Origin of the sequence: Novipirellula caenicola, assembly GCF_039545035.1 — a bacterium.
GTDB classification, from domain to species: Bacteria; Planctomycetota; Planctomycetia; order Pirellulales; family Pirellulaceae; genus Novipirellula; species Novipirellula caenicola.
Window position 1 is genome coordinate 367,034 of the sequence record NZ_BAABRO010000005.1, and the last position, 15,530, is coordinate 382,563.

General features: G+C 54.7%; 12 protein-coding genes. 6 read left to right on the forward strand and 6 right to left on the reverse strand.

The genetic code is table 11. The annotated features are described in order from the left end of the window. Window positions 1-58 precede the first annotated feature (58 nt). Together ABEA92_RS13140 and ABEA92_RS13145 are read left to right on the forward strand one after the other, a co-directional pair. Complete coding sequence (locus ABEA92_RS13140; RefSeq protein ID WP_345684287.1) at window positions 59-412, forward strand: YciI family protein; 354 nt, start codon at window positions 59-61, stop codon at window positions 410-412. Continuing rightward, entirely contained in the window at window positions 399-2,003 is a 1,605-nt protein-coding gene (locus tag ABEA92_RS13145) for a sulfatase (protein ID WP_345684288.1), read from the forward strand. The genes ABEA92_RS13140 and ABEA92_RS13145 overlap by 14 nt, the downstream gene beginning before the upstream one ends. A 141-nt stretch (window positions 2,004-2,144) precedes the next feature. On the opposite strand, the gene ABEA92_RS13150 is transcribed toward ABEA92_RS13145, so the two are convergent. The 5 genes from ABEA92_RS13150 to ABEA92_RS13170 all read right to left on the reverse strand — a co-directional run bounded on the left by ABEA92_RS13150 (window position 2,145) and on the right by ABEA92_RS13170 (window position 6,493). Then, complete coding sequence (locus ABEA92_RS13150) at window positions 2,145-2,597, reverse strand: arsenate reductase ArsC (protein ID WP_345684289.1); 453 nt, start codon at window positions 2,595-2,597, stop codon at window positions 2,145-2,147. A gap of 69 nt (window positions 2,598-2,666) precedes the next feature. Next, window positions 2,667-3,779 (reverse strand): phosphate ABC transporter substrate-binding protein PstS, encoded by a 1,113-nt coding sequence (gene pstS / locus ABEA92_RS13155; protein ID WP_345684290.1) that lies wholly within the window; start codon window positions 3,777-3,779, stop codon window positions 2,667-2,669. 32 nt (window positions 3,780-3,811) lie between these two features. Next, a complete protein-coding gene (arsJ, locus tag ABEA92_RS13160) occupies window positions 3,812-5,059 on the reverse strand; it encodes an organoarsenical effux MFS transporter ArsJ (protein ID WP_345684291.1) in 1,248 nt (415 codons plus the stop codon). A gap of 16 nt (window positions 5,060-5,075) precedes the next feature. Continuing rightward, complete coding sequence (locus tag ABEA92_RS13165; protein ID WP_345684292.1) at window positions 5,076-6,101, reverse strand: ArsJ-associated glyceraldehyde-3-phosphate dehydrogenase; 1,026 nt, start codon at window positions 6,099-6,101, stop codon at window positions 5,076-5,078. Then, window positions 6,098-6,493, reverse strand: a complete 396-nt coding sequence (locus ABEA92_RS13170) for an ArsR/SmtB family transcription factor (RefSeq protein WP_425572428.1) — start codon at window positions 6,491-6,493, stop codon at window positions 6,098-6,100. The genes ABEA92_RS13165 and ABEA92_RS13170 overlap by 4 nt, the downstream gene beginning before the upstream one ends. Window positions 6,494-7,172: 679 nt before the next feature. On the opposite strand from ABEA92_RS13170, the gene ABEA92_RS13175 reads away from it, so the two are divergent. Together ABEA92_RS13175 and ABEA92_RS13180 are read left to right on the forward strand one after the other, a co-directional pair. Then, window positions 7,173-9,548 carry a glycoside hydrolase family 95 protein gene (locus tag ABEA92_RS13175; protein WP_345684293.1) on the forward strand — a complete coding sequence of 792 codons (2,376 nt, stop codon included), beginning with the start codon at window positions 7,173-7,175 and terminating at the stop codon, window positions 9,546-9,548. Between the two features lie 248 nt (window positions 9,549-9,796). Further along, complete coding sequence (locus tag ABEA92_RS13180; protein WP_345684294.1) at window positions 9,797-11,650, forward strand: dockerin type I domain-containing protein; 1,854 nt, start codon at window positions 9,797-9,799, stop codon at window positions 11,648-11,650. A 247-nt stretch (window positions 11,651-11,897) separates the two neighbouring features. On the opposite strand, the gene ABEA92_RS13185 is transcribed toward ABEA92_RS13180, so the two are convergent. Further along, on the reverse strand, window positions 11,898-12,407 hold the full coding sequence (locus tag ABEA92_RS13185) for an NAD(P)-binding protein (protein WP_345684295.1): 510 nt from the start codon (window positions 12,405-12,407) through the stop codon (window positions 11,898-11,900). Between the two features lie 563 nt (window positions 12,408-12,970). On the opposite strand from ABEA92_RS13185, the gene ABEA92_RS13190 reads away from it, so the two are divergent. Then, a complete protein-coding gene (locus ABEA92_RS13190; protein ID WP_345684296.1) occupies window positions 12,971-13,636 on the forward strand; it encodes a PP2C family protein-serine/threonine phosphatase in 666 nt (221 codons plus the stop codon). A gap of 180 nt (window positions 13,637-13,816) precedes the next feature. Beyond that, window positions 13,817-15,310, forward strand: coding sequence for a cryptochrome/photolyase family protein (locus tag ABEA92_RS13195; RefSeq protein WP_345684297.1), 1,494 nt, complete (start codon window positions 13,817-13,819; stop codon window positions 15,308-15,310). The last annotated feature ends 220 nt before the right edge of the window (window positions 15,311-15,530 follow it).

Below are 15,530 nucleotides of genomic sequence, written 5' to 3' on the forward strand. Positions count from 1 at the left end.
AGCGTTTGATTAAGATGATGAGAAAGCAAGAGAACAGGAATACGACCAGGAGTGAAGCATGAAATACATGCTATTGATTTACAGTTCCGAGGACGGCTGGAACGAAGACGAACGCAAAAAATGCATGGTCGAATCGATGGGGATCGCTAGCGAACTCGAGCAGCAGGGAAAATGGATCGCGTCGTCACCACTGCATTCGGTGACCACCGCGACGAGTGTCCGCGTTCGAGAGGGGAAACGTCAAATCACCGATGGTCCGTTTGCTGAAACGACCGAACAACTCGGCGGATACTACATCATCGACGTGGATGACCTCGACGAAGCAATCGCGATTGCTGAACGACTTCCACCTGCGAAAAAAGGCACGGTTGAGATTCGTCCGATCGAGACACTGCCGGATGTCCCCTCGTGATCCTAGCAGTCCTCAGGAATCAGGTAACAAGAACCAGGTAACAGAAGCAATGACGACAAAACAGGTGACGATGGCATTTTCGCTGATCTGGTGCGTCAGCATCCTGTTCTCACCGCTGGTGATGGCTGACACCGCCACCACGACGAGCTCCGAGCCAGTCAAGCCAAACATCGTGTTTATCCTTGCCGATGATCTGGGTTGGCAAGACGTCGGCTTTATGGGCAGCCGCTATTTCGAAACTCCCCACCTGGATTCGCTGGCCGAACAAAGCTTGGTGTTTGATCAGGCCTACATGTATCCCACTTGTTCGCCGTCGCGAGCGGCGATTCTGACCGGGAAACAGTCGTTCCGTACCGGCTGCTACACCGTGCCAGTGCTAGAGCAGGGCAGTGCCAAGGACAATATTTTCTCGAGATGGACGGTCGAAAAAGAGCATCCGGTTTATGCAAAACCACTTGCGGACGCAGGCTATCAACTGATCCACCTCGGAAAATGGCACATTGTCGGTCCGTATCCCGAAGCCGAAGGAGCGCTGCCGTTTGAGAAGAAGTTGGGCCAGCCGAAAAATGGCGACTTAAGCTGGCTCGCCGCGCACCAATCCGCCGAGATCCAGCAGTATTATCCAACCGGTCGCGGGTTTCATGAAAACGTCGGCGGTACATGGTGGGGCGATCCGGCTCGTGGTTATGAAAAAGGCTACAACGCGGAGGGTGGTGGCTATGTGGCTCCCTTCAAAAATCCCTTCATCGCTGAAAAGGAGGGCGATCACTGGCTCACCGATCGGCTCACCTCGGATGCGATCGATTTCATGCAGCGTCACAAGGACGGGCCATTTTTTGTGAACCTGCATTTCTATGCGCCGCACCGACCGTCCGTCCCACGGCATCAAACGTGGCTGGATCATTTCATGAACAAGCCAGGCGACGCGTCGACCGGACAGGGAACGGGGCCGCTGAAGAAGAAAAAAGAAATTGCCGCCTACGCCACAATGGTCAAATCGCTCGACGAGAATGTCGGACGGATCACCAACTATCTCGATCAAGCCGGACTTCGCCGGAACACCGTGATTGTCTTTACCTCGGACAACGGTCACAACGGGTTGCAAAGTCGCAATGACAACCTTCGTGGAGCCAAAGGAACTCTCTACGAAGGAGGATTGCGTGTTCCGGCGCTGATCCATTGGCCCGAAACCGTCACCCCCGCCCGTTGCCAGCTGCCCATCCACGGGCTCGACCTTTTTCCAACCTTCCTCGAACTGGCAGGGATCAACGATTACGAAGGAACGCTTGATGGCGACAGCCTGTTGCCGTTGATGCACGGCAACCCGCTGGCAGAACGCGCCCTGTTTTGGCATGTCGCCAGTGCCTACAAGAATCCTGCCGCGTCCATCATCCGCAAGGGAGACTGGAAGCTGATCCAATTTCTCAAAGACGGGAAAACCGAACTCTACAATCTTCGTCTGGATCAAAAAGAGAGCCAAAACTTGGCCGCGAAAAATCCCGAAGTGGCTGAAGCACTGGTGAAGCAACTGGTCGCTTGGCGCAAAGCCAACCACGTGCCGCTGCCGCCAAGTTCAACGCTCGAATTTTAAGACGCTCGCGAGGGTCTACACCAATCGCATCAAGATGCCTGCAGCGAGCAAACTGCGGGGTTCGCCAGCGGTGCATGAAGCTGTCCTGGGCTCGATGTATCCACCTGCGCCCTCGACGCGATTCCAGCAAAAGTTATCACGCTATGCCAGACGCGATTCTTCCGCATCCGCGCCGCCACGACGAACCCACTGGACGATGTGTTCTTCGATGGTGTTGCGAACGGCTCGAAATCGATCGAGTCGTTCGCGTTCGCTCCCCTCGGCGGCGGCAGGGTCTTCAAACGGCCAATGAATGGTGTGGCGTGTGAATGGCCACACGTGAGGGCACGAATTCTCGTCGTACTCACAGACGATGATGACATGTCTGACAGCGAGTTTACCGAGATACTCCGTTAGCGATTTGGAACGGTGACCTTGCAAACTAATTCCGACTTCGTCCATCACGCGAATGGTCATCGGATGAATGTCGCGTGGATTCAATCCTGCACTGTGAATCTCGAAGCGGTTACCCGCGTGTTTGCGTAGAAACGCCTCGGCCATCTGGCTTCGCGCCGAGTTCCCTTCACAGAGGAACAATACGACGGGTTTGGACATGACTGACTCCGGTTCAACAATCTATCTAGTCGCGTGACTCGTAGCGGGCGACACAATCGGGAGGGCACGCTACGGCGTCTGCACGAACGAATCCTGCGATGCCACTTTCATCGATTCCAACTTGGACTCGGATGCCCGAATCACGTGTGGCGCCAAACGCACGTTGCCGGCGGCTTCGGCGTAATCTTGACCACTGGTAAGACACCACTGGATAAATGATTTCACTCGCTCGGTCTGCGCGTCATCGGCGTACTGTTTGCGAAGCAGAATCCATGTGAAGGTGACAATCGGGTACGAGTATTCACCGCTGGGGTCGGGGACGTAAGCGAGCAGGTTGTCGGGAAGCTCTGCATTCAACAGGGTTTCCAGCCCCGACGTTCCCGAGGGAGCCACGTAGTTCCCGGCTTTGTTTTCCAGGGCGGCCATGCCAAGCCCTACTTCGCGGGCTGCACCGTATTGCACATAGCCGATCGAATAAGGCGTTTGCTTGATTCTTCCTGCAACGCCCGAGTTTCCTGATGCGCTCATCGCGGCCCCTGGCCAATCGAGCACCTTGACTCCACGGCCCCTCGAAGCGTCCGATGGGTTGCTACCAAACTGATCGGCCCACTCGTCGTTGATCGCAGCCAAGTGATTAGTAAAAGCAAAGGTCGTACCACTGCTGTCTTGCCGGACGATCACATGAATCGGTTGGTCAGGAAGTTTTTTGCCTGGATTCGCTTCTTGGATCCGCGGATCATTCCATCGTGTCTCTTTCCCCAGAAATGCGTCGACATAGACATCTCGCGGTAAGTTCAATTTTGCGGGAAGACCTTCGGGGTTGTAAGCGAGGACGATGATTCCGGCCGTGATTGGAATCTGAATCGCTCCACCCTCGACGGAACTCAACGCCGCTTCGGAGAGCCCCGCATCGGTCCCGCCGAAATCGATAGAACCTTCGATGAAACGTTTCTCTCCTTCGCCACTGCCGATGGATTCATAGTGGATGTCAACATCGGCGTGTCGCTTGTGATACTGCTCGGCCCACGTCTTGATGATCGGAGCAGCAAAGGTCGATCCGCCGCCGGTGACAGCCGAGTCCGAAATCTTCGGTCTTGATCCGCTGCAGCCGATTGTCAGTAGTGCCATCACGCACCATGCCGCCAAAGCGGTCCAATATCCGCGTGTACCCAAGTCGTTCATTTCGGTTTCCCTTTCGGCGTCTAAAAACTGTCTTAAGATGTCTGAGGAGCCATCTCGGCATTGGAAGATCGTTTGGAGGTCGGCAAGTAAAGCGTCATCGCCGCGGCAATCAACACGAACACACACGAGGTCCACAAGCAGCCTGGCAATCCGGCAAGCAAAAACATCGTGCCCGATAGGAGTGTGCCCACAAGCCGACCACAGGCATTTGCCATGTAATAAAAACCGACATTCAGCGCAACCTTGTCCGAGTCCGCGTAGGCGAGGATCAGATAGGAATGAACCGATGAGTTCACGGCAAACACCACTCCGAACACCGCCAACCCCAACAGGATGCTGATGTTGGGATAGAAGTCGACTTGGATGGCAATCGCCAGCGCGAGTGAAACGAGGAACAGCGTGAATCCCCAGCTCTGTGCGGCTCGTGCGCCGCCGGTGATTCCGCCGGTACGGTTCGCAAACCGTGGCGCCGATGCTTGAATGATCCCATAACCGATCACCCACGCGGCGAGAAAGCCGCCGATGCCGGCAAAGCTCCAACCGAGATGCGAAGCGAGGAAGACCGGAAGTCCGACGACGAACCAAACATCTCGGGCTCCGAACAGAAAGAAGCGAGCGAACGAAAGGATGTTGATCTCGCGGTTTTTCGAAAACAGTTCCTTGAACCGAACCTTCGATTTGGCTTTGCCCATTTCGGACCGGAGCATGGTGACCGAACACACAAGCACCACGCCAAGCGCCGCCGCCATCGCCCAAAGCGACGCTGCAAAGCCGAGCCACTGAAGCAGCACGCCACCAAGTAAGAAACCGACGCCCTTCAGTGCATTCTTACTGCCCGTCAGTATCGCCACCCATTTGTAAAGCCGCGATTGACTCGTTGCTTCATCGGGATCATTGACCAACAACTTGACCGCGCTCTTGGAACTCATCTTCGTCAAGTCTTTGGCGATGCCGGAAATCGCTTGACTGCCCATCACGTAGGCAACCGAGACCCACGCGATCCACTCGGGCTGGATGAACGACAACATCGTCAACGCAACGATCTGCAGTGCCAATCCAGCAAACAGAGTGATGCGAAGCCCGTAGCGTGATGCGATCCAACCACCCAATAAATTGGTGATGACTCCACAGAATTCATACAGCAAGAACAGAAACGCAAGGCTGACCGGCGAATACCCCAATTCATGAAAATGAAGTAGCACCAACATGCGCAAGGCACCGTCGGTCAGGGTGAACCCCCAATACGCCGCTGTCACAAGTCCGTAGCTTTTTTTGTCCACTGGTGTCCCTACGGTGTTATGCGGGTGCGTGACCTGGCAAACGACAAGCAACCTTCTTGACCAATTCCATCATACGATTGGCGTAACCGACCTCGTTGTCGTACCAAACCAGGATCTTCACCATGGTTTCGTCGATCATCATCGTCGAGGGACCGTCAACGATTCCCGAACGGATATCGTTCACATAATCCGCCGACACAAGTGGCTTTGTTTCAAATCCAAGAATGCCCTTCAAACTGCCTTGCGATGCATCCTTTAGTCGATCATTGATTTCGTCGGCAGTCGCAGGTCGCTGCAGCTCAAACACACAGTCGGTCAGCGATGCATTGAGTAGCGGCACACGAACCGCCAAACCATTCAATTTGCCTTCGAGCTCGGGGTAGATCATCGTGATCGCTTTCGCCGAACCGGTCGTCGTCGGAACCAAAGAATTCAAAGCCGATCTCGCTCGACGCAAATCGGCATGCGGTGTATCGACGATCACTTGCGTGTTGGTAACATCGTGCAGCGTGGTGATCACCCCATGCTTGATTCCAAACTGTTCATGGACCACCTTGACGACCGGAGCCAGGCAGTTGGTCGTGCATGACGCCGCGGTAAGCAGATGGTGCTGATCGGGATCATAAAGATCGTCATTACAACCCATGACCACGTTCAATGCACCTTCCTTGACGGGTGCCGCGACGACGACCTTCTTGACACCTTGTTCAAAGTACGGGTTCAGCGTTTCCGGCGTACGAAACTTTCCCGAACTCTCCACCACGATGTCCACCCCCAGGTCCCGCCATGGAACCTCTGCAGGCGTACTGTGGCTCGAGAAACTAACGCGTTTGCCCTCGACAACGATCGCGTCATCGGTGGACTCGATCTCTTTTTGCCAGCGGCCATGAACGGTATCAAACTCAAGCAAATGAGCTGCTGCCTTGGTCCCGCCTTTGACTTCGTTCACATGCACGATTTCGAAATCGGGCCAATCCCAGGCAGCTCGAAAGCCCAGGCGACCCATGCGGCCAAATCCGTTAATCCCGACGCGGACACTCATTTCTCTGCCACCTTTCCACACGATTTCCGTTTCTTGGTCTGTTTCTTTCCCACCGGATCACAAGAACCCGGGGCACAAAGTTCCGGCCTGCCTTGGCAGCAGTCTTCGGTCAGAAAACCCATCAAGCAATTAATTCCCTTGACGTTGATCGCATAGATGACCGAACGTCCCTGTTTGTGCGACTCAACCAGCCCAGCATGCGACAGTTCCTTTAAATGAAATGACAGCGTCGCCGGAGGTATCTTCAATTTCTCGGCAATTTGACCCGCCGGCAGCCCGCTGGGCCCCAGCCGCACAAGCAACCGAAAGACCTCCAAGCGTGATTCCTGGGCGAGCGCATGAAGAGCAATAACAGCCTGATTTATTTCCATGGTTGTAAAACTATCGAACATTCCAAGCGTGTCAATGGCCGGTGCACCGGGTGCGACGCAGCAAGGCCGCCGACGACGCAAAATCGCAGCCGATCCGCTTCGAAACGGACGAATGAGACCCACGCTGAAAACCAAAACCAGTCGATCAGAGTAGGAGGATCATGACTGCGGATCGCCCCCTTTTGGGTTCGACGTGGAAACCATTTATCCGCCAAAAGCCCGCCAAAGTCACGTAAAACCGAGGTTTTCAGCAGTCTCCGGCACGTTTGCGTTTTTTCGAAACCAATCCCATCAGACAACCCCTTTCTTTCCCGCACGGCGGCAACGATGAAGATATGATGAATTCCTCGTTTTTTGGGATGCCGTGACCCATGGGTCGTAAGCGAGTCTGACCGCCAATCCCCCATTTTCACGTCAACGCACGCGGCGATTTGTCGGAACCGTATCAATGCTGTCGCCGTGCTGGGGCACGACAAACGTGAACCTGGACGGGCGTGAACATGGAACTGGATAATACGAAACCGAATCCAACCACGACGTGCAGTCCAATCGCTCGACCGCAATGAGTCGCCACCATCGATCGGCCGCCCGTGAAGCTGGCAATCAGTCAAGCCATGCTCACGGAAGCAACCCTAATCCAACGACATACAGATAAACGACACACAATCAAGCAACGCCCCCCGGCAAGAAGGACAACAACATGCATCGACTTCTGATTACGCTCGCGATGGTTGGTTTGATGTTTGGGCAAACATCATCGGCCGCACGTCACGACGTCGACGAAAGCAACAATCCAAAAGCGGACATGGCATTCGCCGATCCAGCTCCTGCACCTGAGAATCCGTTGACGTTGTGGTACCGCAAACCGGCGACCCGCTGGGAAACCGAGGCGTTGCCGGTGGGAAACGGCCGGCTAGCCGCGATGGTTTTCGGCGGCGTCAATAACGAACGGATTCAGTTCAACGAAGAAACCGTCTGGGACGGCGTGCCGACGGACTACAACAATCCCGAAGCTCTGAAGGCATTACCCGAAGTCCGGCGTCTGCTGTTTGAAGGCAAGAACGCTGAAGCGACCCGCTTGGCGGGACGAAAGATGATGGGGGATCCGAGTAGGATCAAATCCTATCAAACGCTGGCCGATCTGTTTCTTGACTTTGTGGACACGGACAAGGTTTCGAACTATCGCCGCGACCTGGACCTCACCACGGCCATCAGCCGGGTTCAATACAAGGTGGACGGGATCAAGTACACGCGGGAAGTGTTTGTGAGTGCGCCCGACCAAGCGATCGTGGTCCACTTGCAGGCGAACGAGCCAGGGAAGGTTAACTTCACCGCCCGACTTGCTCGTGAAAATGCATCGACACAGTCCGCGTCGGACAACCGCTTGATCTTGCGTGGAAAACTTGGCGTCGATTATGAAGCACAGCTACGCCCGTTGGTCCACGGCGGCAGCGTGACCTCGGCAGATGGCAAATTAGAAGTGTCCGGCGCCGATAGCGTGACGCTATTGATCGTGGGAGCGACCAGCTACAACAACGCCACTGATATTTCGGGCGATGCCACCGCGCGGTGCGAGGCTTACCTTGCATCGATCGGCAACAAGTCGTACGAAGATTTGCGTGCCGCCCATGTCACCGACTATCAAAAACTGTTCAATCGTGTGAAGTTGGACTTGGGGACCACCGATGCGGTGAACAACCCAACGGACGAGCGGTTGCAGGCGATCAAGAAGGGAAATCATGATCCGCAGTTCGAGACCCTCTACTTTCAATTCGGCCGTTACTTGTTGATCAGCAGCTCGCGTCCTGGTTATCTGCCCGCCAATCTGCAAGGTAAATGGGCGCAACATTACAATGCGCCATGGAACAGCGATTACCATTTCAACATCAACTTCCAAATGAATTACTGGCCGGCCCAGGTCTGCAATCTGGCGGAGTGTCACCAACCCTATTTCGATTACGTCGAGAGTCTCGTCCCGTTTGGTGAAAAGACGGCCAAGGTGCACTACGGCGCGAACGGCTGGACGCTGCATCACCTCTCGGACATCTTCGGGATGACCGCTCCGGCCGACGGGGTGCACGGCATTTGGCCGATGGGGGCCGCATGGGCAAGCCGCGGGCTGATGGAACACTATCGTTTTGGCGGTGACAAAGAGTTCCTGAAACAGCGGGCCTATCCAATGATGAAAGGCGCCGCGAGATTTATGCTGGACTTCTTGGTCGAAGCCCCCGCAGGGACGCCGGCGGCCGGTCGACTGGTGACCAATCCATCGCACTCGCCTGAGAATGCATTCATCAAAGCGGATGGAACCCAGTCGGAATTCACTTATGGGGCAACGATGGACCTGCAGATCATTCACGACCTGTTCACCAATTTGATCGAAGCGAATCAGGCGATCGATCCGTCGGGCAACTTTGATAAGGAATTTCGCAGTGAGCTAGAAACGGCCTTGGCCAAGCTGCAGCCGCTACAGATCAGTCCCGACACCGGCCGCTTGCAAGAGTGGATCGAAGATTATCGAGAGAAAGATCCACATCACCGTCACACCTCTCATTTGTTTGGGCTTCATCCGGGCCAACAGATCACCAAGAACGCGACGCCGGAATTGTATGAAGCAGCGAGGAAGTCATTGGAGGCTCGTGGGGATGGCGGCAAGGGTTGGTCGATGGCGTGGAAGGTGAACTTTTGGGCTCGTTTTCATAACGGTGACCGCGCTCATAAGTTGTTGGGCAACCTTTTGGGCAAGATGACACTGACCAACCTCTTTGATACTCATCCGCCGTTCCAAATTGACGGCAACTTTGGCGGAACCGCCGCCATCGCAGAAATGTTGCTGCAAAGCCACGATGGCGGCGTCGATCTACTGCCCGCACTGCCGAGCGTGTGGTCGACCGGATCGGTCGAAGGATTGCGTGCCCGCGGTGGTTTCGAAGTCGACATCGCGTGGAAAGACGGAAAGCTTCGTAGTGCGAAGATCACGTCGCTGCTTGGCAATCCATTGGTCGTCCGAACTCCCGACGGAAAACAGCAAACGTACGAAAGCACCGTCGTGGGCAACGTTTACACGATCAAGTGACGGTGATCCGCGAAGGTGATTGAGAGCATCTTCAGATGCGTTTCGGGGACAGTCTCTTGAGTGTCTCTGGGACCGTTTTTGGACATGTGCGTCGCCACGTGGGTGCGGTTGGGGGTACCGCCCTATCTCGCGGCGACCGCATCGCTGCCGCTCGATTTTCTGTGACATTTCCGCGGCACAATGGTCCTTTCGTAATAAGCCGCGGCCTATCGGCTTATCTACCCCCAATCTTTTCGCCAGGTGTCTCCATGTCCAAAAAACGCTTGAAGACTCGACGTCGGCTGCGAGCCGAATCGCTCGAAACGCGTCAACTGCTTGCCGCCAACATTTTTCACAACGAATTGATGCCCGAGGATGTCAACGAAGACGGCCAAATCTCTGCGCTCGATGCGTTGACCGTCATCAACGAGATGAATCGGCAATCGCAAGGAACCGGTTCGCTCGACGGTCAATCCAGTGCAGCTGGCAGCGGCCGCATGACCGATGTCAACAACGATGGTCGCAATACCGCCTTGGACGCCTTGATGGTGATCAATCGGCTCAATCGCGAACGCGGGAATTTCGGCAATGACGACTTTGGCAATGAGACACCGACGGAAACTCCTACCGAAACACCAAGCGACGAGACGGACAACCAGAACTCGGACGAAATTGATGACACCGTCGCCGACGAAAGCTCGGACGTCGTCTTGGCATGGAACGATCTGTTCGGCGAAATCCTGGGAGACACCGACGGATCGCTACAAACGCCTGGGTACGCCTCCCGCTCGATGGCGATGTTGAACCTTGCGATCTACGATGCCGTCGGAATTGCAACCGATGGCGACGACGCCAATACGTTTTACGACTACGCGATTGACATTGGTAACAACACCGAATTGTCGGCCGAAGTCGCCGCTTCGCAAGCCGCCTACACCGTGCTGAGCAGCTTGTATCCCGACCAACAAGAAACACTCAACGCCTTTTTACAAACCAGCCTCGCCGGCACCGAGACCAGTCGCTCGACCGAGGCAAGTTTGGCGATCGGCAGCGAAATCGGTGAGACGATCCTTGCCATTCGTGCCAACGATGGCTCCGATGTCATCGGCGTATACGAGTACACCGATGAAGCCGGGTACTTTCAACCCGATCCGCTCAACCCCGACGTCCCTGCTTGGGGCCCGGCGTGGGGCGAGGTGGACACGTTTGCGATCGACTCGACCGACGATTTTGTCCCCGAGTCACCACCGGAACTGACCAGCGAAGCGTACGCGGAAGCCTACAACGAAGTGCTCGAATTGGGCTCGATTGACAGTGAAGTTCGCACCGAGGATCAAACCGAAGCCGGCCTCTTCTGGGCCTATGACCGCCAAGGGCTGGGAACTCCTCTGGCACTCTATAACGACGTGCTGATTCAGATTGCCGAGCAGCAAGGCAATACGATGGAAGAGAACGCGGCGTTGTTCGCCCAGGCCTCGGTCGCAATGGCCGACGCTGCGATCGTGGCTTGGGACACAAAGTTCAGTGAAGAATTTTGGCGTCCGGTCACGGCGATCCAAGCCGGTGATGATGACGGCAATGACCTAACCGAAGGCGATGCCGACTGGGTCGCACTGGGCGCTCCCAATGGCGAAGACCTAAGCGGGTTCACCCCCCAATTCCCAACCTACATCTCGGGTCATGCAACCTTCGGCGGCGCGTTGTTCACAACGCTGCAGGAATTCTACGGCACCGATGACATCGCCTTTGAGCTTACGTCCGAAGAATTGGAAGTGCTGTTGGAGAATCCTGAATTGCAGGAAGCCTATGGTATCGAACTTGACGACGCGACGCGTTCGTTTGACTCGTTCAGCGAAGCGATGGCCGAGAACGGTCGCAGCCGTGTCTACTTGGGTATTCATTTCAATTTCGATGACACCGTCGGTCAAGAAGTTGGCAGCGCGATCGCCACCAGTGTGGCGTCCGAGTTTTCCGCCGCGGCAACTGATGACACGTCCGAAAGTGACAACGACAAACCGAAGGACCGCAACAACGGACAACCCCAAGACAATCAAGATCGCGCCAAGCTCAATCGCATCGCATCGGTCGATGCCGCATTAGCCGACGAGGGATTTTTGTTTTAACAGGCAAGTTCGATTGTCACGTCTCGGTGGACAACTCCACCGATGAAGGGATCGTGGTCATCAGACTCAATCGCGATCGCCGCAATTGCCTCGTTCGTTCTGCGACAATCTGAACCTGTCGTCAACCGCATGAAGAAGACGCCCTCGATGAATGTGGGGCGATCGGGGCGTCTTTGTCGAGCTTAAATGGAGGTCCATGTTGCTCAGCCCCCATCGTCTAGCTCACAATTTTCTAACCTTCCATTTTCTAACCTTCTTTCCTTCTTTGGCAGTCGATCGTCAACCACTGTGGGCGATTCTTCAGCTGCACCAGGCCGTGATTGCGACAAAAGCCCAAAATAAACTTCGCGGGAAATGCATTCAAAGATTCAGGATCGGATGACCAAATCGCAGCCGACATCGGGACAAAGCACTGCTCGCGAAATTCGCGTCCGCCCCCAATGCCATCTAAGAACTCACCCAGCAACGTCTGTTCGTCGCTCGATTCACAAAACTCGGTCGCGAGTTGATTGAACCTCACGATGTCCAACAGCATCCGGTAGAACGATCCACGGATCAGATTGCGGCGTTGGGCAAACAATCCGTTAAGTGAGCTGCCTTGGTATTCAACATCCGCTGAGACGTTGCAACGGTACGTGTGGGTTTCTATCGTTTGAGCGTGCCCACCGACATGCGACGAGGCCTCAAACACGTCGACCTCGTGCTCTGCCGAAAGTAAGCGAGCTGCGAGATTTCCGCTGAATCCCGATCCGATCACAGCGATTCACACATAACCACTGAATGAGGTTGATTGATCGGCAAGGCAACGATTCTTGAGCCGCAATATTATGTGACCAGTCGCTTGAGACTCGGTTAACACTTCAGTGATATGGAGCGGGCAAGTCGCCGATTTGATGACACATTGAACGTCCGTTTTCGCCGACGACCGCGGTCAATAGGCCAGCTTGCCACTCCGCTACAGTGTCGGTGTGAAAGCGTAAGTTCCGGCGAAAGCACAGTCACGAACAAGGTTCTGTGTTTATAGCAACCGTGTTTACAGCAACCGTCCTTCCACCATGCTCGCTTGTTACCAAACCGTCGTTTTCAGATACGGTTTAGCACGACATACAGTTCCTAATCACGAAGCTCGAGTCTACATTGATCGCCAACAGCTCCGAACGAATGCGGTGCATGGAAGTGTGGGGTGGTAATCGGGCCACGGATCGCGACATCGAAGCGCCGGGACTCCGCATTTGGGCCTACTCGAGACCTTATTCTGGATCCGCATCCGGCGGTGATGTTTACTATCTGTCGTCGTGCGCTTCGGGTCGAATTTCCCGCATGCTGTTGGCAGATGTCAGCGGTCACGGTGAAGCGGTTTCCAAGATCGCAATTGGTCTTCGCGATCTAATGCGACGCAATGTCAATTACATCAGCCAATCTCGTTTTGTCTCAGGGATGAATAAACAATTTGCAGAGTTGAACCAAGATGGCGAGTTTGCCACGGCGCTCGTGAGCACATTCTTTGCTCCGACGCGAACCTACTCGCTCTGCAACGCGGGGCATCCTCCCCCGTTGCTTTACCGCAAGGCTTCTAGCGACTGGAGCGAGCTTTCGGATAGACAAGAACGGGCGGATGTCATCTCGGATATTCCCTGGGGCGTTTGCGATCAAGCCGCCTATTTCCAACACCATATTCGTCTCGAGACCGGAGACATGGTCCTTAGTTACAGCGACGCGGTCAGCGAATCCAAGGATGCTGACGGACAGCAACTTGGTTGCGACGGAGTCTTGCGTCTAGTTTCGGAATTGGGTGTCAGCAATCCGGCTGATCTTATCCCAGCGCTGGTTAGACGGATTGATGAAATTGACCCTCGCAGCCTCGAACGGGACGACACGACCCTGCTGTTGTGTGAAGCCACGGGCAGTGCCACCCCACTGAAAAACAGTCTCCTCGCACCCTTCCGGTTGTTTGGCCAGGTCGCTGACAAAACCGAACTGGGTTAAGCGAAAGTCTTCGGAAGAAGTACAACCAGCTGCACGAGGAATTAGAAAAAAGGGGAATCGAGTGACCACGTACGTTTTCTGGTACCGGAATTGTACATCTTCTCACCAAGCTGACTCGCGGTACCCGATGATTGCCAGCCGAGGTGCCGCTGGCACTGCCACACCTGCAGGGGACGAAAGTTGATTCTTCTTGTTCTTCCCAATCAGTTGTTCGCCGACCATCCCGGGCTGCTGCTTCGCCCATCGAAAGTAATCTTACTGGAAGATTCACTGTTCTTTGGCGACCAGCGGTACCGGATGAAATTCCATAAGCAAAAGCTATGGCTCCATCGCGCCACAATGAAGCGTTACGAATCGATTCTCTGCGAGCAAGGACAATCAACTCAGTACGTCGATTTCGACCCGAAACATCCTACGTTAGCCGATCAGTTGAAGAAGGCGATCTGGGCGAAGGAGCGAACAGGCAAGACGCTGGCCGTCATCGATCCGACCGATTTCATCCTCGCGAAACGGCTACAGTCAGCTTGCAAAAAACTCGGTCTCGATTGCAAGATCCTACCGAATCCAGGGTTCCTCAATTCGCCGGAGCAGAACCAGCAGTATCGGGCTGGCAAGAAACGTTGGTTCATGGCGGACTTTTACAAATGGCAGCGACAACGTCTTGATGTCTTGATGGAAGGGGACGATCCCGTTGGCGGGCAATGGAGTTATGACGAAGACAACCGAAAGAAAGTCCCCAAGAAACTACTGTCATCAATTCCAAAGAATTTAGAACTCAAGCGAGATTCGGTTGATAGCGAGGCGAAGGAATATGTTCTGCAACGCTTCCCCGATCACCCCGGCAACCTCGATCAACTCATTTACCCCACCTCACGCCACGACGCTCAGCGCTGGCTCAAACATTTTTTGTCCAAACGCCTAATTCCGTTCGGAGACTACGAAGACGCCATCGTCGAGGGCGAGTCATGGCTATGGCACAGCGTTCTGACGCCCGTGATGAATATCGGACTACTGACGCCTGAGGAGGTTTTGGAGGCGACTTTAAAGCACGCAACCAAACATGATGTGCCACTCAATTCGCTGGAGGGATTCTTGCGGCAGATCATCGGTTGGCGCGAGTTCATGCGGGCAACCTACGAGGATCTCGGGGTACCGATGCGAACCACGAATCACTGGCGACATCACCGGGCCATCCCCAACAGTTTTTACGACGGTACGACGGGAATTGTGCCGATCGACGACACAATCCAGCGAATTCTCGACACAGGCTACTGCCATCACATCGAACGTCTGATGGTGTTGGGGGGATTCATGTTCATTTGCGAATTCGACCCTGATGACATCTACCGCTGGTTCATGGAAATGTTCATTGACAGCTATGACTGGGTGATGGTTCCCAACGTTTACGCGATGAGCCAACACGCCGATGGCGGCTTGATCACCACCAAACCTTACTTTTCCGGTTCCGCCTACGTCCGCAAAATGAGTCACTACAAACAGGAACCATGGTGCGAAATTTGGGACGGACTGTATTGGCGATGGATTTGGAACCACGCCGATGAACTCGGCAAGAACCCGAGATGGGCCATGATGTGCAGCATGGCTAAGAAAATGGATGCCGAGAAACGCGAGCAGCATTTAAAGAATGCCGAAACGTTCCTTTGCGATTTGTGAATTGATCCACCGTCGTCTGACACCCGTGCAAGAACATGATCCAGATTGATGAGCTACAGGAATCGCTACCCGCTGCACTGGCGAAACGCACGTGAGTGCTCGGAGGCAAGCATTTAGCGTCGGAGGGTGAATTTGTCCTTTACTGGATCTAGACCAGAGTCGGGTCGAAGACTTAACCGCAGTCGAAAAGCAGATCGTGGGTCGCGGAAGTCGCACATAA